The organism is Bremerella alba, assembly GCF_013618625.1.
Lineage (GTDB): Bacteria > Planctomycetota > Planctomycetia > Pirellulales > Pirellulaceae > Bremerella > Bremerella alba.
The window spans coordinates 226419-252278 of the sequence record NZ_JABRWO010000005.1; the positions used below are offsets into that span (position 1 = coordinate 226419).

14 protein-coding genes are annotated in these 25860 nt (G+C 55.2%); 4 read left to right on the forward strand and 10 right to left on the reverse strand.

Features of this window, described 5'->3' with window-relative positions; all coding sequences use genetic code 11:
• From HOV93_RS10535 to HOV93_RS10545, 3 genes are all read left to right on the forward strand, one after another.
• Positions 1–184, forward strand: a 184-nt coding sequence (locus HOV93_RS10535) for a hypothetical protein (protein ID WP_207396458.1), incomplete at its 5' end; no start/stop codon positions are given.
• Positions 178–14514, forward strand: a complete 14337-nt coding sequence (locus tag HOV93_RS10540; protein ID WP_207396459.1) for a putative Ig domain-containing protein — start codon at positions 178–180, stop codon at positions 14512–14514. The genes HOV93_RS10535 and HOV93_RS10540, both read left to right, overlap by 7 nt.
• Before the next feature lie 636 nt (positions 14515–15150).
• Positions 15151–17175, forward strand: coding sequence for an RHS repeat-associated core domain-containing protein (locus HOV93_RS10545; RefSeq protein WP_207396460.1), 2025 nt, complete (start codon positions 15151–15153; stop codon positions 17173–17175).
• A gap of 503 nt (positions 17176–17678) precedes the next feature.
• Here the strand turns inward: HOV93_RS10545 and HOV93_RS10550 are convergent.
• The 3 genes from HOV93_RS10550 to HOV93_RS10560 all read right to left on the reverse strand — a co-directional run bounded on the left by HOV93_RS10550 (position 17679) and on the right by HOV93_RS10560 (position 19424).
• Positions 17679–18245: an ISAs1 family transposase gene (locus HOV93_RS10550; RefSeq protein ID WP_315853388.1), complete on the reverse strand. Its 567-nt coding sequence runs from the start codon at positions 18243–18245 to the stop codon at positions 17679–17681.
• Positions 18246–18321: 76 nt separating this feature from the next.
• Complete coding sequence (gene tnpA / locus HOV93_RS10555; RefSeq protein ID WP_207396462.1) at positions 18322–18765, reverse strand: IS200/IS605 family transposase; 444 nt, start codon at positions 18763–18765, stop codon at positions 18322–18324.
• A gap of 29 nt (positions 18766–18794) precedes the next feature.
• Positions 18795–19424 (reverse strand): ISAs1 family transposase, encoded by a 630-nt coding sequence (locus HOV93_RS10560; RefSeq protein ID WP_207396463.1) that lies wholly within the window; start codon positions 19422–19424, stop codon positions 18795–18797.
• 287 nt (positions 19425–19711) lie between these two features.
• Here HOV93_RS10560 and HOV93_RS10565 point away from each other — a divergent pair, with 287 nt between their 5' ends.
• The gene (locus HOV93_RS10565) at positions 19712–19954 is read left to right on the forward strand and encodes a hypothetical protein (RefSeq protein WP_207396464.1); all 243 of its coding nucleotides are present in this window, start codon (positions 19712–19714) and stop codon (positions 19952–19954) included.
• 52 nt (positions 19955–20006) lie between these two features.
• Here HOV93_RS10565 and HOV93_RS10570 read toward each other — a convergent pair whose 3' ends face one another.
• The 7 genes from HOV93_RS10570 to HOV93_RS10600 all read right to left on the reverse strand — a co-directional run bounded on the left by HOV93_RS10570 (position 20007) and on the right by HOV93_RS10600 (position 25858).
• Positions 20007–20801, reverse strand: coding sequence for a hypothetical protein (locus HOV93_RS10570; RefSeq protein WP_207396465.1), 795 nt, complete (start codon positions 20799–20801; stop codon positions 20007–20009).
• Entirely contained in the window at positions 20798–21562 is a 765-nt protein-coding gene (locus tag HOV93_RS10575) for a coenzyme F420 hydrogenase/dehydrogenase beta subunit N-terminal domain-containing protein (RefSeq protein WP_207396466.1), read from the reverse strand. Before HOV93_RS10575 ends, HOV93_RS10570 begins: the two co-directional genes overlap by 4 nt.
• 550 nt (positions 21563–22112) lie before the next feature.
• Positions 22113–22328 carry a hypothetical protein gene (locus HOV93_RS10580; RefSeq protein ID WP_207396467.1) on the reverse strand — a complete coding sequence of 72 codons (216 nt, stop codon included), beginning with the start codon at positions 22326–22328 and terminating at the stop codon, positions 22113–22115.
• Positions 22329–22422: 94 nt separating this feature from the next.
• On the reverse strand, positions 22423–22671 hold the full coding sequence (locus HOV93_RS10585) for a hypothetical protein (protein ID WP_235990138.1): 249 nt from the start codon (positions 22669–22671) through the stop codon (positions 22423–22425).
• An 8-nt stretch (positions 22672–22679) separates the two neighbouring features.
• Positions 22680–23555, reverse strand: a complete 876-nt coding sequence (locus HOV93_RS10590) for a hypothetical protein (RefSeq protein ID WP_235990141.1) — start codon at positions 23553–23555, stop codon at positions 22680–22682.
• Positions 23556–23654: 99 nt separating this feature from the next.
• The gene (locus HOV93_RS10595) at positions 23655–25151 is read right to left on the reverse strand and encodes an AAA family ATPase (RefSeq protein WP_207396470.1); all 1497 of its coding nucleotides are present in this window, start codon (positions 25149–25151) and stop codon (positions 23655–23657) included.
• Between the two features lie 53 nt (positions 25152–25204).
• On the reverse strand, positions 25205–25858 hold the full coding sequence (locus HOV93_RS10600; protein ID WP_207396471.1) for an ATP-dependent endonuclease: 654 nt from the start codon (positions 25856–25858) through the stop codon (positions 25205–25207).
• Between the last annotated feature and the right edge of the window lie 2 nt (positions 25859–25860).

A 25860-nucleotide genomic window follows, 5' to 3' on the forward strand; every position in this document is an offset into this window, starting at 1 on the left:
CTTGGTGCTGGAGAAACGCTATCGGCTGACATCGACTCGTATCAACTGGATGACGGCTCCTTCTGGGCGTACGGCGGCCATGCGCACCTTCGCCTGTTCGATAGCTCCGGCAACCAGGTCGCCAACGCCGATTATGCCGGCGGCAGCGATCCTGACTCCGGCTACGGTGGCGATCCAGTGTTGAATTACACCTCGACCTCTGGGGGTATTTATTATTTGGGCGTTTCTTCGGATGGTAACGAAGCGTACCAGGCTTACTACGGGGGCTCTGGCACCAGCCGGAATACGTTCCAGTACGAGTTGGAACTGAACCGAGATTACGGTGGTGGGGCTGCAAGTGAAATTGTTGTCCTTGGTGATGTCACCGGTTCGTATGAACTTGAAGATGGCATCGGAACGATTGACTTCGGTAATGTCGCTGTCGGTGGCGCAAGTCGCCGCACTTTCTACATCCAAAATATCGGTGATGGCGAACTTGTGGTATCGTCATTCACGCCTCCGTCAGGGTATAGCCTGGTTGGCACCAGTGAACCGCTCACGATTCCAGCCAACTCGCAGCGGGCTGTGGTCCTGGAACTCTCAGGTACCACGCCGGGAACGCGCAACGGAACATTGGTCATCAACAGCAATGATTCCAATGAAGCGGCGTACTCCATTGCATTGACGGGCCTCATCAATCCACCCGCATTGGACGCTGTCAACGATACGATCGGCGGCATTGTTCCAGGCTCGAATATCTCGTTGGATGTCCTTGGCAATGACATTCACATCGACGGGACAATCACCTCCGTCACGGCGGTCAACGGCGAGACGGTCACGATCGCTGCGGATGGCAAGTCTCTCGATTTCATTGCCCCTGCCGATTTCGAGGAAGCCGTTTTCCTGTATACGATTTCCGACGGATTCACGACCGAAACGGCGACCGTCACGCTGACGGCCAACTTGGACCCGACGGCGGAAGCAGATGTCGTCACCGGCATCGAGGCAGGTATGGAGGTCTATCTTTATGTGCTCGACAATGATTTCGACGCGGATGGAGATGAAATCACGATTTCTTCCGTTGGAAGTTCAACCCAAGGCTATGTCGAAGTCCATGGAAGTTATCTGATTTACCAGGCCAAAGCGGGGTTCACTGGCGAAACGTTTGAATACACGATCACCGATTCCGCTGGCAATACATCCACTTCGACGGTAACCCTATCGGCTCCAGAATCTGCCCAGTCGAGCCTCGAGATCGACTGGGATCGTCTTTCCGATGTTACCCCAAGCATGGGTGTCAACTATCGCCAGACGTCATTCCATAAATCGCAGGATATGCTTTACGCGGGACTGGATCTGGAGAACGTCGGGACCTATGCCATTCGTGGCCCCGTCCTGCTTGGCGTCAAAAACCTGGACAACCCGAATGTTGTCGTACAGGGGCATAATGGCATCTCGCCAGGTGGAATTCCTTATTACAACATCACGGATCTTGTCGTCGATGACGCATCTGATCAGTTTGAACCTGGAGAAACCGCTGCCGGGCTTGAACTGCAGTTCTACAACCCATCCGGCGAACAGTTCCGCTACGAGTTGGTCTTCCTATCGCTTCTGAACGAGGCTCCCGAGTTCGTATCGACCCCGGTAACGCAAGTTGTCGAAGGGGCCACCTATCAATACCACGCCGATGCGATGGATCCCGATCAAGACAACGTCACCTATTCGCTGGTATCTGGTCCCGACGGGATGTCGGTGTTCGCGTCCAGCGGCATCGTTCAATGGGACACGGCCAGCGGAGACAAGGGGACCTATCCGATCGTCATTCGCGCAACCGATCCGTTCGGCGCTTATACCGATCAGCAGTACACGCTGGAAGTGGTCCAGACCGGCAATCGCCCACCGCGCTTCACATCGTTTGCTGAAACCGACGCCTACGTGAATACGCCTTATCGGTACCAACTTGCGGCGACCGATCCCGATAGCGACCCGTTGACCTATTTACTCGTCGAAGGGGAATTCCCCGCAGGAATGACGCTCGAAGATGCAACGCGTGGCCTAGTGAAGTGGACGCCCACGGCCGATCAAGTCGACCAGACTCATACCGTGATGGTCAAAGTGAGCGATGGCAACGGTGGCGAAGCGTTCCAGACATTCGATGTCTACGTGAACCCTGAGCCAGGCAACACGCCCCCTGTCATCGTCAGCGAGCCATCAACTCAGCTGATCTTGCCGGAAATCATGGCGGGCAATTCCACCGGAGACGTGTCCCCCATCAGCATCGACATTGCTCTGGAGAATGGAGAAACCATTACTCAGACTGTCAATCTCGTACTGGATGAGGAAGGAGTGCTCGGCGCAGATATTGTCTTTGTCGTCGATGAGTCGGGCTCGATGTCAAGTTACCACGACTGGCTGCAGAACATGGTACTAAGCCTGGATTCGTTCCTTGTAGCGCAAGGCGTTACCGACAATCGCTACTCGTTGGTTGGATACGGAGAAGCGGAAGGCGGAGGAAGCAGCAGTCAAGGTGAGTACCGACTGCATGTTTCACCAGAAACAATGCCTAGCCTTTCCGACTTTGGCGATACGATTTCAACTGCCTATGGAGTCACCGTCTCGGCCGGCAGTGGGTTACGACTAGCCGGAGATATTGGGGATGGTTCGCATAGTAGCTTGGATGTCGATATGTTCCAGGTTACGCTGAACTCCTACGACGAATTGTTCATCGACCTGGACGCGCTGACCCTGGATGATGGCACTTCGCTCAGCAGTTTCGACGGTACCATTCGCGTCTTTAATGATCAGGGAGACGTGGTAGCTTCGTCCTCGGATGATTATGGCGGCTATAGTGGTTACGGTGGCTACGGAGGAGTCCCTGATGGCGACGATGACTTCCTCCGGTTTACCAACTATGGAAGTACTGGCAATTTCTACATCGGCATCTCGGGCGAAGAGAATTACGACTACGATCCTTCAACGGACGCCAGCGGTTACGGCGGCAGCACCGGCGACTATGAAATTTTGCTATCGGTGAAAGGTTCAACGGGAACTGACATCGGAGACACCACCTCCGCGGCTCAGGCTCTCAGTCAACCGAGCGACGGCGGCATTATCGCTCACCGTACCCAGGGCAATGGAAGCTACGGCGAAAACGATGTCGATATGTATTCGCTGGATCTCACTTCGGGAGAAAGAGTCGTTATCGACATCGACTCCCTGGATGATCCTGACGGATATGGCGGCTACGGAGGTGGGATCGACACTCTCTTACGAGTTTTTGACGCCTCCGGTAACGAAGTTGCTTCCAACCTCAGGGTCGCGACGGGCTATAGCGATCCTCAGTTGACGTTCGAGGCTCCGTCGACAGGGACGTACTATATCGGAGTTTCCTCCGCGCAAAACGCAGTATACGATCCATATGTCGCCGACAGTGGCCCCCACGATCCGTACCTGGGGCACGTCTTTTCCACCACCTCTGGTGACGGATGGGGCTCTGCCTCCGAGATCTCAGACTTAACCAGTAGCCTGGAAATCAGTGGCGGGACGGAAGACGGTTACTCCGGAATCAGTACGGCCTTGAATAGTCTTAGCTATCGTTCTGCCGCATCCTCCCACGTCATCCTGATCACAGACGAGGATCGAGACAACATTATCTCGTCGATAACCTTCGGCTCTCTGCTAGACGATTTAGAAGAAGGTGGTGTCACCCTGCATAGCGTTGTCAGTGCGGACTTTGAGGACGGAAATTCACAAGTCGCACTGGGCGGCAGCGCCGACGGAACTGCCTATCTGGAAGGAGCCAGCGGTACATTCACTGAAAGTGTCGGACTCGACGTTGCATACGCGTCCGAAAACACGGAAATCGACTACATCGATCTCAGTTTTCAAAATAACGGAACCGTTTGGAGCTTGTATGAACTCTCTCAAGGAGGAAATACGGCCGTCTCATTCACGAACGCCTTCGTCGACGTGATGACGACCACGGTCCTGGAAGATCTCACGATTGATCTGCTGGTAACCGATGCTGGCGTTTCCGTCGTGAATTTGACCGGCGCTCAGTCGGCCACTGGCGAAACAATACTTTCGTTTGATGTTCTTATTACTGGCGATGGCAATGCCCACGCATTTGATCTACAGTTTGTCAGGGCCTCAAACCCATCGGTCGTTATCGGCTCGATTCCGGTGACGATCACCACCGGCTACCGATACGACGTCGACGCCGTAGATGCAGATCTGGACGAACTTACTTACGAACTGGTTGGTCAAACACATGGCGCGACGATTGATCCGCTTACCGGAAAACTCTCGTGGCAGCCGTCAACGCCCGGTTCGTACGAATTTACCGCGAAGGTAACCGATGGGCGTGGTGGCGAGGACCTGCAGACTTGGACCGTGGACGTGCTGTCCCCTTCGGCGGCCAACGCAGATCCGGTTTTCCAGACGGTCCCCGCGAAAACCTGGGATGCGGATCGAGACTATACTCTTGACGTCACCGCGACCGATGCGGACGGCGACACCGTCTTGTATCGGCTGGTCGACAATGAATCTGGCGGAATGCCGCTGCCCAGTGGGATGACCATCGATCAGCTTACCGGCCGAATCACCTGGTCTCCCACTGTCGACCAGGTTGGCACGCACCAGGTCCAGGTTCAAGCGATCGATGGTCGGGGCGGTTCGGCAACCCTCGTGCTGAGCATCGACGTCTCGCTGCCTGACGGGTACGGAAATGAGCGTCCAGAGATCACGTCGACGCCTGTGCTGGCCGCCATCGAAAGCGAAACGTACCGCTATGACGCAATTGCGGTGGATGCGGACGACGATACATTGACATTTGATTTGCCATATGCCCCCGAAGGCATGGCCATCGATCCCGTTACCGGTCGGATCGCCTGGATTCCGACCAGCGACCAGATCGGTTCCCATACCGTTTATGTGCGTGTCAAAGATGGGCAAGGCGGGATCGACTTACAGACCTTTAATGTCACCGTAGCATCGTTCAACGACGCTCCTCAGTTTGTCTCGGTTCCCCAAGGTGGAGCGGCCATTGGGGAGGCCTTCCAATATCAAGCCGAGGCCATCGATCCCAACGGTGACGTGGTTACCTACTCGCTCGATGCCGATTCGATTGCGGCTGGTCTTTCCATCGGTGTTACCAGCGGTCTACTGGTTTGGTCCAGCCCCACCGGCGGAAACCAACGCGTCACGATTACTGCCAGCGACGGACGCGGAAAAGAAGCCGTTCAGGAATTCATTCTCTCGGTAAATACGAACGCGCCTCCGACGATTACTTCGATTCCCACCGGGCCTGCGTTCATTGGACAGCCGTATAGCTACGACATCACCTACGACGATCCAAACCAGAGTGATGTCGTGACGCTCTCACTCGACCAGATCTCGCAAGATCGAGGTATGGTGCTTGTGGGGGACCAACTTCAATGGACGCCCACTTCGCTGGGAGATTTCGAGGTAGCCGTCACCGCGACCGATAATAGTGGCGCATACTACACGCAAACGTTTACCCTTTCGGTCGTTGCCCAAACGGTAGCGAGTCAGCCGCCCGAGTTCACCTCGACTCCTACCGGACCTGCTTGGGTTGGCAGTTCGTGGAGTTATGAGCTGACGGCCTCGGATCCGGATGGAGATAGCTTTACTTTCTCCCTGGGGAATGGTCCTACCGGAATGAGCCTGGTAGGTTCCACACTATCCTGGACTCCCTCTGCCGTAACGTATGGCGAATCGGTCGAGATTAAGGTAGAGGACCAACACGGTGCGTATTCGACGCAGACCTTCCAATTGCCTGCGGTCGCTCCGCCAGTGAGCAACGACCCACCTGTCATCACATCGTTTCCGACGGGCCCGGCAATCACTGGCAAACGCTTTCACTACCAGGTAGCCGCTCATGATCCAAATGGTGATGTGCTAAATTACTCGATCGATAGCGCCGCCGAGGCCGACGGAATCGAGATCGATTCCGAGACAGGTGCGTTGACATGGATTCCCGGTTCGAGCGGTAGCTATCCGATCACGATCACCGTCAACGATGGCACAGACACAACCACGCAGAGCTTTACACTTCCGGTCGTTGATCCACTTCCCAATAACGAGTACCCAGAAATTACCTCCACGCCGACGGGCCCTGCGGTGGAAAACAGCCTCTACGAGTATCAGGTCATTGCCACCGATGCCGATGGAGATGCGCTTGCCTACACGCTCGTTTCGCCGCCGTCAGGCATGACGATCGACAACGAGACTGGTTTGCTTACTTGGACGCCTACGACATCCGGTGATTACACTGTCACCATCACCGTCGACGACGGAAACGGCGGAGTGACCGAGCAAGAATTCATCTTGCCGGTTGTGGCAACGACGCCAGCCAATGATCCCCCGGTTATTCGCTCGGCACCATTGAGTTCCGTTCGTCTGAATAAAGGGTATTCCTACCAGGTCGACGCTTACGATCCCGATGGCGACTCGCTGAGCTACGAACTGACGAGTGCCCCCGCAGGCATGCAGATCGACGAGAACGGCCGCGTTACCTGGTCACCCCAGGTATTGGGTAGTTTTGACGTTGAAATCACGGTATCCGATGGACATGGCAATTCGGCGATTCAGTCGTATACCATCGCGGTCCAGTCTCCGGTTGCCGCAAACCTCGCACCGAAGTTCACTTCGAGCCCAACCGGTCCGGCGGTGCGAGACAAGGCCTATGTCTATCAAGTCGCGGCGTCCGATCCTGAAGGCCAGGCGATCACCTATGCCCTCGACGCTGCCTCGATCGCACTTGGCATGTCGATTGACTCGCAGACTGGACTTCTGACCTGGACTCCTGCGACCAGTGACAAGGTTCACATTGAAATCACCGCTTCCGATGGACAACTTGCCACGAAGCAGTCGTTCGACTTGGCGGTGGTCGATAACACACTTCCGACCATCACCAGCACGCCGGTACGCACAGTGGATGTTGGTACCGCGTACACCTATTCCATCGTGGCAAGTGATGCAAACGCCGGAGACGAAGTCACGATTAGCCTCTTGGATGTCGGTGCGTTGCCGGCTGGCCTGACCTTTACGCCTGGCAGTGCCGGAACTGCCACTATCGCAGGCACGCCAACGGAAACTGGGCTCTATTCCATTACGGTGTTGGCGTTCGATTCCGCCGGTGGCGTCGCTCAGCAGGTATTCGATCTACGAGTGGCCGACCCCAGCAGCAACGCCTCACCGACGATCGATTCCGTCATGCGATCGTCCATTCAGGCGGGGCATCTCCTGCTGCACCAGGTGGATGCCCTTGATGCCGATGGAGATCCCCTCTCCTTTGTTTTAACCTCGGCGCCTACAGGGATGACGATCGACAGTCGGGGACTCATTCAGTGGACTCCGACGGCAAGCCAGATCAACAACCCGAGTTCGCCGTACCAGGTCTCTATCGAAGTCTCAGACGGAGCTTTAACAGCCACAGCGACCTACGACATCAACGTCATCAATCAGTCAAACAACGCGGCACCAGCCATAACAAGCGAAGCGGTAGAGAGTGCCTTGGCCGATTGGGTCTATGCCTATCAAGCGACAGCCGAGGATACTGATAACGATTTCTTGCGCTGGCAACTGACCAATGCTCCGAGCGGCATGCTGGTTGACCCCAATACGGGGCGCGTCCAGTGGAAACCAGAGCGAAGCCAAGTTGGTAGTCACCTTGTCACGCTACGCGTTTCTGACCTCCAGGGAGGATACGACGAGCAAACCTTCACGGTGACTGTACGCGGGGCCAATCGACCGGCCATGATTACTTCCGATCCACCTATCTTCGGAAAGCCCGGAGAAACCTACACGTACCAGGTCGAAGGGTTTGATCCTGACGGCGATCCCGTCCACTTTACGCTCGATCAAAGCACCCAAGCGATGGGAGTCACGGTCGACTACGACACCGGCCTCTTGCAGTGGGCCAATCCCACCGAAGGTACCTACGTCATCAATGTGCGTATCGCCGACAATTTTGGCTTGGGCGTACAGCAAGTCTATCAGTTGGAAATCAGTAACACGGCTTCCAATAATGCCCCGGTATTAACATCCAGCCCCGACAGCTTCGCCGAGGTGGGGACGACATTCGAATACAACCCCGTCGTGGAAGACCCCGATGTCGGTGATACGATCATCTACACTTTGGACGTGGTTGGTACGACACCTACCAATTCGCTATCATTCAACACCTCGACCGGTGAGTTTGACTGGAACCCGGACGCAGCTGAAATTGGCAGCACATTTGCGTTCCGGATCAAAGCCACGGATGCGGCGGGTGCATTCGCCAGCCAACTCTTCTACGTCACGGTGCGCGACGCCAATGTCGCCCCCGTGATCAACAGTTCGCCGATCGAAGAAGTAACCGCCGGACGCACCTATCGCTATGACGTCAATGCGACCGATGCCAACAACGACCTGTTGTCGTATCAACTCGACGCAACGTCGGTCAGCAAAGGCATGGCCATTGATTCGTATGGGCGAATTACCTGGGAAACCCAGGAGACCGATATCGGCACGCACTCTGTCAGTGTCACCGTGACTGACGAACGCGGCCTGTCGGCGGATGTGCAGACATTTGACCTGGAAGTGGACGCCGACACGGTCGCTCCGAACGTTACCGTACTGGTGAGCCAACCCGCGATCGCCCCTGGCGATCAGGTCACCATCCAAGTGCGATCAGACGACGAGGACGTGGCAAGTCTCAAGTTGACGGTCGACGGAAACGAAGTGCCACTGAGTTCGGACGGCATTGCCCGCATTACGTTATCCGATCCAGGCTTGGTCACGCTCGTTGGTACGGCCATCGACCATGCCGGCAACCAAGGCACCGCCAACGGTAGCGTTGTCGTTCGCGATCCGAACAACGCGGCACCGACGATCAGTATCACGTCCCCCGATTCGAATGGCACGATAACCGAGCCAACGGCCTTGCTCGGCTCTATTATCGATCCGGAAGACGACCTGTTTTCCTATGAGGTCTCGATCGGCCGCTTGGATGGCGGCGAGTTCCGCGTCATTGAAAGCGTCAGTGCCGATTCGGGTCAAACGCTGACCGATATCCAGCAGCAAGCACTAACGGTTATCGATCCAACCACCTTGGTCAACGGCACCTACGTTGTCCGAGTTGAAGCAACCGATACGTCCCTCAACACATCGTCGGCGCAGCGGATCATCACCATTGATGGGGCCCTGAAGCTTGGCAACTTCAACATGTCGTTCGTCGACCTCGAAGTTCCCGTCGCAGGCATTCCGATCACGATCACCCGCAGTTACGACACCCTGGACGCCGACGTTCAAGGTGATTTCGGCTACGGCTGGAATCTTGATATCGCGACCACCAAGGTCGACCTGACGTTGCAAAACGACAGCCTCTCTGGCTACGGCAATTACCCTGCGTTCCGCGACGGAGACCGCGTGGTGATCACCTTGCCTGACGGGACCGAAGAAGGGTTCACCTTCTACGCCGAGCCCAACCAGACCGTCTTCAGTATCGTGATCGACTACATTCCGAAATTCGTCCCCGACTACGGGGTTACCAGCGAGCTGATCGTCGACACCGACAAGTGGCTCGTCAAGCAAGGGGATCAATACGTTTACCAAGGTACCGGCGAAGCCTACAACCCGGCCAACCCGACGTTTGGTGGATCGTACGAACTGAAGCTCCGAAACGGCAACAGCCTGATTATCGATGCCGAAACGGGCGAACTCAGCACCATCTACGACACCAACAACAACGCCATCTACATCGATGACTACGGCATCCATTCCTCCACGGGCCGCGGGGTACAATTTGAACGAGACTTTGCCAATCGCATCTCGGCAATTATCGACCCCGCCGGTAACCGTATCGAGTACAGCTACGACGCCGACGGCAACCTTGTCAGCGTGACTGACCGAGTCGATGCCACCACCGAGTTCACCTATCTCGAAGGGGCAAATGCACCGCCGCACTACATCGACCAGGTCATCGACCCCTACGGCCGCGCAGCCGCTAAGAACGTCTACGACGAATCAGGCCGCCTGAAGCAAACCATCGATGCCGATGGCAAAACGATCGAATACTCGTGGGACGGCAACACGAAGATTCAGCACATTTCCGATCAACTCGGCAACACGACCATCATTGAGGTCGATGCCCGCGGTAATGTCATCAAAGAGGTAGGCCCGGAAGGTTCCATCATGCTTCGTTCGTACGACGAAGATGATAATCAAACGTCCGAAACAGTCGTCATCGGTGAAATTGATTCACCAGAAAACGGCGAGACTAACGACCTCACCACCTTCTACGTCTACAGCGACAAAGGCGATCTCCTCGAAACAACCGATCCGCGTGGCAACGTTACCAAGACGCAGGTCAACGAGTACGGTCAGCCGACCATTTCGACCGATGCGTTCGGCAACACCACCCGTACCATTTACAATAGCCATGGCTTGCCCACTTCTATCATCGATGCCGATGGCCAAAGCACCAGCTTCGTCTTCGATGAAACGGGGAACCTCACCTCCGCCCGCAACGACGATGGCGAGCTTCTCTTCACCACCACCTACAACCAATTTGGTGACGTCACAAGTTCCAAGAGCTCGAGTGGGCGGACCGTCTACTTCGAGTATGATACCAATGGCGATCAAACCGCCACCTGGTACTTCGTTGGCACCGGTGCCAACGAAATCCAGATTCTCGATTTAACGGAATACGATGCTTCACGCCAGGCCACCGGCACCACCCGGGCCATACTACCGACCGGCGAGTTCGTCACCAGTAACTTCGAGTCAGTCACCATCGATCCCGCCTTCGTCGATTACACCACCAGCACCACCTACGACCTCAATGGCAACGTCACCCATTCCACCGACCAGTTCGGCTTCACCAGCGAAAGCATCTACGACCTCCGCGGTCAGTTGATCGAATCCCGCACCGAATCGGTCGACGAAGATGGAAATGCTGTTTGGCTGGTCAGCCGTAGCGTGTACGACGCCGCCGGACGGCAGATTGCCTCCACCTCGCAGTACGAACAAGGCACCACCGACCCCATTTCCGGCAGCTTTACCACCTACGATGCCGCCGGCCAGGTCACGTCGAGCAAGCAGGTCGACGATATCGTCATCGACGTCCTCGGCACCGGCGTCTTCCGCACCACCGTTTTAGTCGACGCTGGGACCACCATCTACGAAAGTAGCACCGACTACGACAACGCCGGACGAGTCGTCAAAACGATCGACAACTACGGCTTCGAGAGTCTCACGTTCTACAATCAGTTTGGGGATACCGTCGAATCGCGCCGCGAAGCGGTCGATGAAACGGGCAATACCGTATGGCTCGTCAACCGCACCCTTTACAACGAGAAGGGCCAGGTCACTTACCAAACCGATACCTATCAGGAAGGGTCCGGAGATACCATCTACGGCACCCGCACCATCTACGACGAGCAAGGCCGGGCCGTCCAATCGATCCGCCTGTCCGGACTCAATATTGAGATGTTCGATCCGGACGACGACACTACCGTCGCCGACCCGGTCGCCGCCGGGCTGGCGATCCTTGGCTCCCGTCTAGCGGCCGACGGCACCGAGATTTCCTCAAGCAAAACCATCTACAACGAAAAAGGCCAGGTCGAGAAGTCGGTCAGTGCCGATGGCCAGGCAACCGAGTACGAGTACGATGATCTCGGTCGCCAGGTCGCCACCGTCACCCACGCAGTCACTGCCGAAAGTGTTGGTCTGGGGGATCAGTACCCTGGGGCGATGGTCCGCTATCGCATGGAAACGATCCACGACGAGCAAGGCCGCGTTGAAACCGAGCGAGCCAATCTCATCCAGGTTGAATTTGCCGACGGCAACACCCTGGTCGACGAAAGCCAGGTCCAGGAAACGTCCTACCAGTACGACGAGTTCGGCCAGCGCACCCGCACGACGCTGACCGACGGCTCGTACATGCTCATGCGGTACGACGAGTTCGGCCGCACGATCGCCGAAAGCACGCAGATCGACGGCAGTATCAACGCCGTCTGGAGCGAAGCAGAAAGCAGCTTCATCGACGACGTCTCCTCCGAACACGTCGAAACGAAGCTTTACGAGTACGACGCCCAGGGACGCCTCGCCGCGGTCGAACTACCCGCCGTCGCCGATCCCGATAACGGCGGCACGCTGACTCGCCCCCGCTACGAATACGAATACGATGCCCGCGGCAACCAAACGGTCATCCGCGATCCCAAACTCCGCGAAACCCGCTTCACCTATGACGAAGATGGCCGGATGCTCAGCCGCACCCTGCCGCTAGGCTACGGGGCAGACGGCATTGAAGGAACGGCCGATGACAGCACGCTGCCGGAAGGGAACTGGACCGAGACTTTCGAGTACGACGACATGGGGCGGCAAGTCCGCCAAACGACCTTCGATGGACGGACCATTGACACCATTTACGACGAGTTTGGTCGCCTTGATCAAATGGAATACTTTGCGGCAGGTATCGATCCTGATGTTGTCCCTGCAGACGAAGTGGTTGATTACGACTATGACGCGTTCGGTCGCACCATTCAGGTAGAGGATGCCCGGGGCACGATTGATATGATCTACGACGATCGAGGGCAACTGATCGAGGAAATCTTGCTCGAAGGAACCATCTTCCGCGAGTACGACGAAGTCACTGGGCAGTTGACCCGAATGTACACCGGCAGCACGGCCGATCCGGTCAACGACACCCATTATGTGTACGACGACCTGCGTCGGCTGAGCGAAGTCCGCGCTGTCGAAATCAACGACACGGTCTTGGCGACCCCGGAAGTGACTTCCTATTCCTATACTTTGATGGGAAGTCTCGAACGAATCGACTATGCTAACGGCATGATCGCTTACCACGAGTACGATTCGCTGAACCGGTTGGAACTGCTCACCAACTATGGCTCCGACGCCACGCCAGAGGACTTGAGCGATAATCCGGTGCTGGAGTCGTTCGACTATCACTTGGATGTCGATGGAACGCGGACCGGGGTGACGGAAACGCGCTACGATGGTGGAAGTCCGCTGGTGACGGAAATCGATTGGACCTACGACGCGGCCGACCGCCTGATCCAAGAGGAATTCGACAGCCATGACGATAGCCTCGATTTCACGGCAACTTATACGTTCGACTTAGTCGGCAATCGCCTGGAAAAGACGGTCGACAACGGCAGCGATGGTTCGGTCGAACACGTGACTACTTATGTCGTTGATGCCAATGACCGCCTATTGACCGAGACACTCAACAGCACGAACAACGCAGAAGATCGTTTTACCGAGTTTAGCTACGACGCCGACCAACAAACAGGCAAACAAATCTTCGCAGGCCTGGACAATAGCGGCACATTGCTATCAGAGGCGACCTACGCCTACAACCTGCAAGGCCGCTTAGCGCATGTCGAAATCGATAGCGACGGTGACGGAGTTGTCGATGAAACGATCGACTACGAGTATGACCACACCGGCATCCGTACTCTGCAGTCAGTCAATGACGGCACGAACGTCACCGAGACCAAATACCTGATCGATCGCCACAACCACACTGGCTACCAGCAGATTGTGGAAGAGATTGTCAACGGAGCGCTGAAGCGTTCGTATGTCTTGGGACACGACGTGCTCTCCCAAGCGGATGTGGGCGAAAGCTCGCTAACACTTCTGTACGATGGCCACGGTTCGACACGCGGCCTGGTTGATGCCCTTGGCAACCGGCTCAGCAGCCAAATCTACCAATACGACGCCTACGGCAACCCGATCGGTTTCGACCAGATCGCAGCATTAACCACGATGCTTTACTCGGGCGAGCAGTTCGATAGCTGGCTCGGCATGCAGTATTTGCGGGCACGGTACTACTTCTCGCAGACGGGGACCTTTAACCGGTTAGATCCATACGCGGGTAATTCGCAGGATCCACAGAGTTTCCATAAGTATTTGTATACGCATGGCAACCCGGTGATGGGGATTGATCCAACGGGGCTGTTTACGATAGTCGGGACGCTATCTAGCATGTCGATTAGTAGCAATTCGCGAGGACAAGAGGCGCAGCAAAAGGGAGGTTTCTTTGCTCGGCGTTATGCGAACCGACCGTGGACCATTCATATCTATGGCAAGTTTGATGCCGAACTGTTGAAGCATGGGGGTATTCCATGGCACGTCGGAATCTACGCATACAGAAAAGGAGCACCTGCAGGAATCACATTCGAGGTAGTTACAAGATCCAGTGATTGGCTTGCGTACTCTGGCTTAGGAGTAAGCGAACTCAAAGTCACTCCCACAATAACGCCGGATGGACTTAGGTCAAAAGGATATCGCCTACTGCCGATAGCTAAACACAGTGATGCGTTATTTGCGTGGTTCGCATTTGCCGCAACTGCTGAAAGCGTAATAGCCAATGAAACACAGCGCATTAAACTAACATTGCCATTTGGCTACTTTGGGCCAGCCATTCCGCCTTGGGCAATTAATTGTACCGTATGGGTCGGAAGCGCCTCAGTTACAGCTGTAGCACTCTCCGCCCTGCCACTATGAACAGGAGATTATCGTGATCTCGTGGTTTGGGATTAAGCTGCTGCGGACGTCAGACGAGAACTATATAGCATCAACCATATACGAGTGGAAACAGGCATATGCCGAGTACCTGACAACGCGTGGATACACTCTAACTCAGTGGCCCAGTGGAGTCGAACTTAGAAACTGCCTTGTAAAATTCTCGGATTTCAGCTTCCCGAAACGACGTCTGCCACTGGCAGAATTTGAGGTTGTGGCAGAATCACAATGTTCAAGCAATGTTGCCATAGCTAGTTCAGTTCAGATTTGGTTCTCGGAAGTACCGCGACTAGTATGGGAAATGAATGACTCTCGATTTAACTTAATGCCTATTTCATGTCATCGATCGTTACTTCGCAGTCACGCCCTCGATCTTTTGCTATACAGACCACGCCAGATGACCATCGGGTGGTCGGATGCCACCTTGGCATGGAGCTGCTTTGAGGATATGAGTAAGTGTGACAATGCCCGTACCCATGACTTTGATGTTCAATGCGAGTTGCTATCGACATGCTTGCTTGAAGCCCATCAACATGTCGCTAGGGTTGATCAAGACAGGATTATACTTACTAAGAACCGACGATCCCGCAAAGCATTTCGCAGCCAAAGTGGTTTTATGTGCTGCTGAACATACAGCACACATCGTTTGTTCATATGTTATTCGCTGGTGTGATCGAAGACTACGTCTACGACGAACTCAACCGTCTCGACGTGCTGACCCATTACGCCCCCGATGCCACGCCGGAGGATCTGTCCGATAACGACAAGCTGGCCGAGTTTGACTACGAAGTGCGAGCCGACGGCAAGCGGACCGGCGTGACCGAAACGTACTGGCTCGACTCCGACGAGAACGGAACGCCGGAGCCCCATGTCGTCGATATCGACTGGACGTATGATGAGCTAGGCCGACTTGTCGAAGAATCGATCGATCACTTCGACAACCAGTTCGATCAGACCGAGTGGTTTGAATACGACCTGGTTGGCAGCCGTACCAAGAAGGAACTCGACAGCGACTTCAACGGCACCGTCGATGAGGCGATCAGCTACCTGTACGACGCCAACGATCGCTTGCAAACCGAAGAGCGGGATGTCAATAATGACAGTACGGTCGACGTCACCACCACGTACGACTACGACCACACGCAGCAGACCTCCAAATCGGCCTTTGACAATTTGGCCCAAGCAGACCTCTCGCAGACGAGCTTCACCTACGATCTGCAAGGCCGCCTTTATACTGCAACGGTCACGTCGTTTACAAGTGGCGTCGAGTCCCGCATCGAGAAGACAACCTACGACTACGACGCCAGCGGCATCCGTGTCAGTGCCCTGCATCAGGTCGATACCGACGCCAACGGCACCTGGGACGAAACCACAAGCACCGAGTACCTGGTAGACCACCAAAACTTCACCGGCTACCAGCAGGTGATCAAGGAAACGGTCTACGACGAAAACGGCAACGTGATCAAGACGATCACGTACAACTTCGGCCACGACGAAATCAGCCAAACCGTCACCCAGTACGACGGCAGCGGTAACGTCACCAGCGAAGAAACCCACATCTTCGGCCACGACGGCCACGGCAGCGTGAAGGTTCTCTACGACGCAGCCGCCGCCATTCTGCAGGTTTATACCTACGAAGCCTACGGCCAGATGCTGGCCATCCACAACGCCATTGCGGCAGTGGTCAGCACCGGAGCGCTCACCTCACTGCAGTACAGCGGCGAGCAGTTTGACTCACGCATCGGCCAGCAGTATCTGAGAGCGAGGTACTACGATCCGAACTCCGGGCGGTTTAATCGGCTGGATCCGTTTGCGGGTAACTCGTCAGATCCGCAGAGTTTCCATAAGTATTTGTATACGCATGGGAACCCTGTGATGGGGGTTGATCCGAGTGGTGAAATACTTATTGGAGCATTAGCTGGATTAGCCGTAGGGAATTACGTGCGAAAAGCGGATACGAAAAGAGCATTGACCGGCTATGCTGTAGCCGGTGCAGCAATCGACTACTTGGCTTTAGCGTGGACACGAAAGACACTTTGGGCAATAGGTTTGACTAGTTCTAAAAACCGATCACTTACAGCAGACGAGAAGGAGGTGCTTGAGTGGCTGCATAAGAACGCGAATCATCCATACTCACGCTCAGATGTTTCTTCTGTGCTAAACTCAGTGGATTTGGCAGAAGGCAGCTCGCTTGGCATAGGTGACTGGGCGTCAGTTTTTGGTACATTTGCATATTGTGCAATTAACTTCTCGAAGGCAGGCGCCGTAACTATAGGCGGTGATATATATTTTTCAAATAGTTATACAGTTGGCAAGGAGTGGGTGCCCAGCGCTTGGAGTGCGAACAACGTGTCATTGCTTGCGCATGAGACAACACACTCCCTCCAGGCTAATAGCTGGGGATTAGATCACTTTTTTGGCATCTACTATCTTGCGGAAACAATAGCATATGGCTACAGGGAATCAATTCCAGAAATCGAAGGCTATGCCATGCAGGCAGCGGTAGATCAGCTTATTGCAAAGTACCCTAACATTATTGTCGATATACTCGCAGGGAATGTGCCTCCAGGTGCATCAATGGACCTTCAAAACTTCTATAGTGTAGAAGAAGCTAATCTGCGGGCAAAATATGCACGGCAATAGACAACAGTAAATTTTCTAGTGGTCATGCAAGAATGGAAGAAAATCCCTACACGTCACCATTGCACCCTGAGGATCGCGGCCAACCTGAGTGGCACACATTGCCATGGATAAGTGTAATGGTCGGAGCTGCGATGCTTGTCGTTGCGCCAGCGATGGTGCAACTGCATACTAGCGGCCATTTTTATGGTAGTTCCGCTTTTGCTATTCCCTTACAATCATGTGGTGTATTTTGTTACATTGCATTTCCAGTGGCTTCAATCTTTTGCGGGTATTTTGGGGTCAACAAAAGCAGTGGTGTAGCACTTGTCATAGGGATATTGGTGTGTGTTATAGCTGTATTTGAGCTCTTGATTGTTGCCGTGTTTTTTGTGGTAACCTTGGCAGGGCCAGTCTAGAAGCTGTTTTGCCCTGTTGAAAACCAGTCTTCCGGGCTCTGTGGAAGACTCAAGCCCATCAGAGAATTAGAACATTGTGGGTCACGGCAATCGCATTCGAAAACCCTTCTAACTCCCGAGGATAATCGCTTCCATTGCCTGCTGCGACCAGCCGGCGACCTTTCTTTTGAGTCGGATGCTCATTTTTCGCTTCGAAGTGTCTCGCTTTAACAGGGTCAGCGCCACGCGTCTCAGGCTGGCCAGGATTTCCGGGCCGCTGCCTTGGCGAACCCGGCTGCTGTCTTCGGTAAAAGTTACATCCAGCGTCCAGTGCAGGCTGTTTTCCACACTCCAATGTGCGTGGACGTACTTCGCCACTTGCTTCGCTTTGGGAGGCAAGCTGCTGATGAAGAACGTTACCCGGGACGACGTCGGTTCCGGCGCTTGCCGCTGGCTGTTCGGGTCCGCTTCGCGGTGCCGATAGACCATCCCGATCGTCTTCAAGTCGGCCCATTGGCCTGTCTCTTTCAAGCTTCGCGGCGCGGCGGCCACATAGACGATGCGTTCTTCTAGACGACCGCGCGTCTTGCGAGTTTCCCAATGAGCCCGGCATTTGGGAGAACGGTAATTCTCTTCGCCGAACTTTTCAAATTCGCTGGCGATATGATTGAATAGCGTTTCCTGATTCTTCTTCACCGTGATCAACTAAACAACTTCCGGCTAAAGCCGGCAGGTTTGAAGATTTCGTGAGATTCGGACTGAAGTCCTCAACTCACGAAGGAGTAATTCGGAAGTGGTCGCCCCCATCGCCCGGTTCCGTTCCGTCCTGGTGGCGAATGTATTCCTGGATCACCTCATCGGTGACGTTGCCACTGGAGGCCACGAAGTACCCTCGTGCCCAAAGGTGACGGCCCCAATACGTTTTTTGCAAATGGCCGAACTCCATCATCAGTTTGCGGGAGCTTTTCCCCTTGATGTATTGCATGACCTTGCTGGGCGAAAGATTGGGCGGGCACGATAACAGTACGTGAACATGGTCTCGTGATACGGCTCCCTCCAAGATTTCGATTTCGTTAGCTCGACAAACTTCACGAACCAGTTCTCGCAGGCGAACGCCAACCTCGCCGGTCAGGATCGGTTTGCGGTACTTGGTCACCCACACAAAGTGAAACTTGATATCAAAACGACTGTGAGAACTGGTACGGTAATTTTCCATACCCTGATTTTATCCGGAAACGGAAGAACCTAAAGGTTTCGCCTGAAGGCGAGGGTTTTTGACCCATCGCAAGGACAATAATCAGCCTTCCGATCACGAATCTTGGCGACCGTCTTCCGCTGACAATTCATCGCGTCGAGCGTGACAACCGCTCCTTCGATGTTGAGCAGTTCCAATAGCATTGGTACGGCGGTAATTTCATTCGACTTCTCTTCAGTCGCGATTTGCCCGAGGCACACTTGCAGCCCGCTCGACCAGGCACTCACCATGTGCAGGGCCTGGCGATTGGTGGCCGTGTCGAAACTGTGCCGCAACGTCTTGCCGTCGATGTGCACGCCTTGGCCGCGGAGGTCCAGGCACAAGTGTTCGACCCAATCGTGCAGACAAGCCTGAAAGCTGTGGGAGTCGAGCGCGGCCAGCACACGGCCGATCGTATCGTGCGAAGGGATGCCGTTTTCAAGCGGCAAAAACTTGCCAAACCAATCACTCCGCTCGTCGGCGAACTGCTCGGCTTCGGTATAGGTCTCGCACCCAGCGACCGTCGCGCAGAGCGTGATGAAGAGAATGTCAAACAGCGAATGCCGCTTGTTGCCGCCCTCGGCACGAGGATCTTCAAGATCTTGAAAAACGGTAAAACCTTCCGGAAGCTTTGTAATCATTACCATCCATGCCCAAACGAAATTAACAATCTTCGCCGACTCCGAGCGATCAACATGCTAGCCATCGTGGCCCACATTTGCCTTGGGCAAGACTAGGTGCAACAATCATTCCGTGGTTTTGAATGCGATTGCCGTGCATTGTGGGTCAGAGCCATCGTCAGTTGTCGCGCTTTGTAGGTGGAATGGCCGTTTCTGCTATAGATGAAGTTGCCTTGGTGCCATTTCAATGCTGGGTCTGCTAAACATTAACCTACGACTATGGCACCAGCGGCATCCGGGTCAGTGCCTTGCAACAGGTCGATACCGACGCCAACGGCACCTGGGACGAGACCACCAACACCGAGTACCTGGTAGACCACCAAAACTTCACCGGCTACCAGCAGGTGATCAAGGAAACGGTCTACGACGAAAACGGCCAGACCGTCACCCAATATGATGCGGCTGGCCAAGTCACTGCGAAGCACACAGAAATCTTCGGCCACGACGGCCACGGCAGCGTGAAGGTCCTCTACGACATAGCCGCCTGGTAGCTACAGCCTGGTTCGTTTTACGGGGCTGAAGCCATGCAGCTGGATACGGTCTCTAAAACCCGATGTCTCGCGGGAACACCTCAATCAGCCGGGTCGGGTCAGGCGGGCGAAGGTGTTGGCCGATGTTTTCCCACCAGGCATGCGCCGAGGAGACATCTTGGCACCAACGGACATCCTTTTCTTCCCCTTCCAAAGTCGACCACACGTCGCGCCATTTCAGCGACTTGTCGATCTTGTCGCCGGGGCCGAGACACGGGGCGAAGGGGACTGCGTAGGCCAGGCAGGTGATCACGATGTGGAGACTGTTGGTGTACACAAACGGAGCCGTGATCAAGCGGGCAATGGCCTGCTGGAGGTAGTCAGACGAGCGGCGGATTTCGACATTGAAGAAATCGGCCTGCCACGCTTTTTCGGCGCCGTGTCGGCGATTGTTCCAGTGCGGGGCGTAGAGGGGCCACTTGGATGTGGGCAGGTCAGGCTTGGGAAACGCGGCCGGCAGGAGGAAGCCGGGATCGCACATTGGTGTCGATTGCGGTAGCTTCAGGGCTTCCCGCGTGATGTGCCCCCGTACGGCACGCACATCGAGCGTGCCTGGCTTGGGAGGTGTTCCGTGCGAGTAACCATACCCCCACACGGTGATCTTGCTGCGATCCGGGTGTACCCTCGGCAAAAAGTCTTCGTTCAGTTCACTTCCGATCATCAGCAACCGTTTGTGAGGCAGTGTCGAGTGTAGGCGAATGTTCGGCAAGTACTCGTAACCGAGATGGCGAACTAACAGGGGAACGATCGCCTCGCCAAAGTTGGCCCGCGTGAGCCCCGTCTGCCAATGATGAACAATGACTTTCACGTGCGGGCCCGTTTTCGATTGACGTGAGGACGGATGGAGTACTGATAAAGATGCTCGCTGATTGGCTCCAACACGATGTTGGCTTGATGTAACCAGGGAAGCAAGTCCCGATTTTTCACGTGTACCAAGGTCTTGCCGGGCTCGTTGCGATCAAAATGCTTGAACAGGCCCCACGGATCGGAGACGACGATATCGGGCCCCAGTGAAATTCGCCGACAAGTCAGGCATTTGGCAGGCTGCGTATCGTTCTCGCCCGTCGGCCAGGCATGCACAAACGAGAACTCACCGGATCGTCCGTCGTGCAGCTCGATGACTCCATAGCCTGGCCAGGTCCCGGTTCGGTAGTAAAACGTTCGCACTTCTTCCGGCTTGACTCCTTGGGCATCCAGCACTTCGGTAGTCCACTCAGGAAGAGGCGTCCGGCCGCAAAGCAGTTCGATAATCAGCTTGCACTTGTCGCGCGGGGCGACTTCCACATGACACGGCAAGAGGGTCGTCGCACAGGTTTCTTCGGGGCCAAGTTGCTTAAGTCCTGCCAGAGGGGAAATGGGATCGTAAATACTATTGGTGGCCGGCGTGAAAAGCTCTTGCGGATCATCCGTGACGACAACTTCCGACTTGATTCCGTTCATGCGAACAAAAACAGCCTTGGAGACCAGCTTCGTTCGCAGGGCATAAGCAAGCACCTCTTTCGTGAATCCGCCAGAGGTCGAGTAGTGCCGCACCTCAGGTGTTTTGGAGTAAGCGAGATAGTATTCCATCGATAAGTATCGCCATGGAGTGGAAAAAGAGCTTGACAGAATTGTGTTTTGTAGCAGATGTAATGATGAAATAAAACGGTGGTCAATGCCAACTCTTGACATGTTGCCGATACCGTCTTCTTGCAGGAAGTACGCAAACGCGTATTTTAAGTTTGAATTGATTGGGAGTGTGATAGCTAAAAGAAAAACAACGAAGGGCCGCCCAGTCGGGCGGCCCTTCAGAATCACATTTTAATGTCGCGAAGAACGCCCACACCGACGACCGGCGTGAAATCCTTTCCGGCTTCCCAATTGCTTACCGGTCTTGTAGCAAGCCCAGGCAACGACGGCCCAGAATGCAGCCTGTACGATGGTTTCCATAGATCCTCCCACTTCTCGAAGTAACAAAAACTACCTGTCCGAACGTCGCCAATTCGCACAACGAGGATGGTACCGATGCTGACGCCGCCCTCGCTGCTGACCACCTCGGATCAAACGCAGATCGACTTGATCCGCTGCATTCCGAGGATGCGTCGATCGTGACAAGACTGCCGTTTCCGAAATGTGAGAGTTAGGCTGCTTTCGGTTCATAAGACTCGCTCCCCGAAGACTCCCGTGCTCTCAAAAACTCGACTTCGTCCCAGTCGATGACGTTCGGGCCGAAACAGACTTCGTCATCGAGGTCGTCCGCAGGTTCTTCGACTAGCGACAATCCAAGTTGACGAATCGTGGAAACGCTCTCGCCAGTTGCCTTGGCAACGTCTCGATAAAACTCTGAAGTTTGCATGGATTCATATCTCCCTAGGTCAAGAAACAGAAATAGCCCTTGCCGGATCGCAATCCAGCAAGGGCTTGAGAAGGTTTGTGATAAACTGGGTGCATTAGTCGTTGCTTGAAGAGAGCCAATGCTCTTCCAACCAACGGACTTCAGCGTTTAGCGCGGCACTACGACTAACGAAAGGCCCGAGTTGTGGCCCGCCGACGGGCGAAAGATCTGCGAACCACTGGCCATCTTCGTTCGGCTCGACGTGGGAACCGCGTGAGATCGACGGTTTGCCGAGCTTATGCAGGTCGAGAGTCTCATCATAGAGACAGCGAATTTTCCCAATGGGTGTGATGACAAGTTGCATAGGGCACCTCACTTCGGGGAGCGGATAATCCGCCGACGAGGCCGATCGACCAACAATTCGTCCAAGGTGGCCTGTACGCTCGATAGTTCACGGCTGACCGACTGTCGTACTTGAGCGTCGTCTCGTAGCGTCTGAGGCTGCACGCCCTGAACAATGTCCTGGCACTGCGAAACGAGCGCGTCGAGCTGATCGTTCGATCGAACATTCAAGGAACGAAATCGTTCGAAGAATGCATTCAAGTTGCCAATTGCCGAGTCCCGAAAGACTTTGGCGCGACCATCTTGCTGGCCCGAGAGTCGTTCCGTCAGATGTGTTACCAAGCCCGAAAGCTCTTCCACGAAGGCGGACTCGGCAAGTTGAACTGCCTCATCAAACCGAGCCTGCACACGACGACACTCTTCCTGGTACAGCTGAGGGTCGAGTTGCCGCAGATAGGACGGAGCCTCCACATTGGGAAAATCCCAGGAAACATCGAAAAGTCCGATCAACGACATCGGGTAGTCGGCCTCGTTGTAGAGGCGACCGAGTCGCTGCCGTGCCGCCTCTTTCAACGAGTAATAGTCTTCGTCGAGCTCCTCGACCGCCTTGATTAGTTCCTGGCGATGCTCACTCATCCAGTCCTGAAAGGTGTCGACCCGATCCTGCCGGATCAATCGTACGGCCGGTTCCGGATAAGGCAGGCTGATGGACGTCCAGAACGAGCGGATCCGATTCCGTTCCGAGGTCACCGCTTTGAAACGTGGATTTTTCGTATCCAGCAGCTTCTTGCCTGCGCTCAAGAATTCGCCCTGAGCGTCGAAGGACAAGGCTGCCTGGGCCCGTTGATCTCGTGTCAACGTCTTCTGAGTGCCTAACCAGGTAAAGTTGACGCGGGTCGCACACATCGTGGATCGCAGCCTCCCGGAGGGACTGCTGCGATCAGTTGGATGTTCTAAAGTTGTTGCCGTCATAAATACCTCACATGAAGATGGATTAGTTTTGGGCTAATTGGATTCAGGATTCTGCGTTAGTCGTCGCCGCGGCTTTCGTGTAGCCTGAGTCGTTGTGGTGAACACGCCATCGGACTCGGCAGAGAGACAGCGACCGCTCGCCCAGTTCCGGAGCCGCTCAACCGATTCGGCCGACGTGACGGCGACCGGAACCACGTTCTGCGCCGCCTGCACCAGGGGAACATTCAAGAGGGCTGCCAACCGGCAACACGCGCGGATCTCGGCGCCCGTCCACGATCCGTCGTTGGGCAGACCCTGGGACGGATCTAAACCAAATCGCTCCAGATACATCTGCCAGATGGGTTCCTTCTGCGACTTCCCAGGTAAGTCGAGAAAGAAGATCGCATCAAAGCGTTCCGCTCGGGTGAGCTCGGGCGGCAGCTTGGAGACGTCGTTACTCGTAGCAATCACGAACACGTCCGATTCATGATCGGCCAGCCAGGTTAGCAGCGTGCCAAGCATCCTTGAGCCCACGCCGCTATCGGCCTGTCCGGAATTGGTGGTGCCGCCGAGGGCCTTTTCCAGTTCGTCGATGAAGAGCACCGCAGGCTGCATCGCATCGATAATTTCCAACGCCCTGCGAGTTCGCTCCTCAGTTTGGCCGACGATGCCACCCATGAGTGCACCGGCGTCGAGCGTCAACGTCGGCCTGCCAATTTCACGCCCAAGAGCCTTGGCGAAGGCCGACTTGCCCGTACCCGGCACCCCCAGCAGTAAAACGCCCTTTGCCTGGACGGAGCGGGATTCATCCGATCGCAGTGCCTGACAGCAAAACTGCTTGAGTGATTCCAGCCCTCCAAATTCGGCAAAGGACTCGCCGCCACGATGGAGCGATAGCAGGCCACTCTTGATGAGCGTCTGCGACTTGAGCTGCCAAATGGCCGACGGCTCCAGTCGGCCATGTCTCACCAACGACAACGCAAACGCGTTTTCCGCCTCGTAGCGACTCAGGCCACAGGCCGCATCGAGTATTCGTTCTCGCTCAACACCTGTGGGGAACTCATCCCCTTCGGTTGCAATGTCCGTCGCAATTTCGGTGAGTTGTTCCCGAGAGGGCAGCTCATGCTCTACTACGGTGAACACACGTTCGAGTTCCACTGGAAGCTGAACCACCGGTGCCAAAATCACGAGAAAACGTTGATGAGCTTTCCCCTGGGATACCTGATGAAAGATCGCCTGCACCACCTCCGCCGAACCGAGGAGGCGATGGAGATTGGACAGCACCAGTAGCGAGGGCTGTCCGTTACTGGGAATTGATTCGAGATATCGAACGGCCCCTAAGGGATCGGTGACTGACACCGCCGGCGAATCTACCTGGTCCGTCTGGGCACCTCTGAGACCGACGTCAATATCCCAGGTGTTCATTCGCCAGTCTTCGTCGCGGCAAAGCTGAGCCAGTTCGGCAATGGCATCATCCTGTTCGCAACTGCGAACCCAGATGCCGCTGAAGCCAGCCCGCACCAGTTCCTGAATTTCTTCTGCTAAGCGCATACCGATTCCTTGTAAATGAAGTATGGAAATGAAAAAGCTCGGGAGAGCGAGCTTTAGACAGAGTGGGCGAGTTGCCCGATCGTGGTCAGCCAGCTGGCGATTTCGCCTTCAGGATCTCGGTCCCGAAGGTGGTCTACCGTCATGTGGCCTGCGCACTGCGTGTTGAGCCAACGTTTAGCGCGGCTGGACAGTCGATTCTGAGAGCGACGCGACAAGAGTTCCCAAGGCCTGTCGTGGAGACGGCTTTCATAGAGCTGCTTGGCGACGAGGATGGCCACCGGATCAAAATCCCCAAACGCAATCTCGATTGGTGTAACTTCACGGATCGCTGCCGGATGGAGATAGTTTTCCAAGCTACGCTTTCGTGTAAGCACCGCACGACATTGCGGCCGCTGGTTGATGACCTCGGCCAATTCCTGACGCTGCTCCGTTTCGGGCGGCACCTCATGGTCGAGCAAGAAGAACTCCGGCTTGCCAAGGGAAGCGAATCGATAGGTCCAACTAGGCAAGTTGCTGCCCCCGAAGGGAACGAATACCAAGTGCCCTTGCTGTTCCATTTCCGCCAGATTCGGCAGGTCTTGATCATGAGCGTGCAGCGTTAACGAAATCCGGCGAAGGAACTCGATATCGTTCGTTCCCTCGACAATCACCAGAACGCGTGCCAGGTCGATCGTTCCGTGAGTGGGAGTTTCGGGTATGGGATCCATAG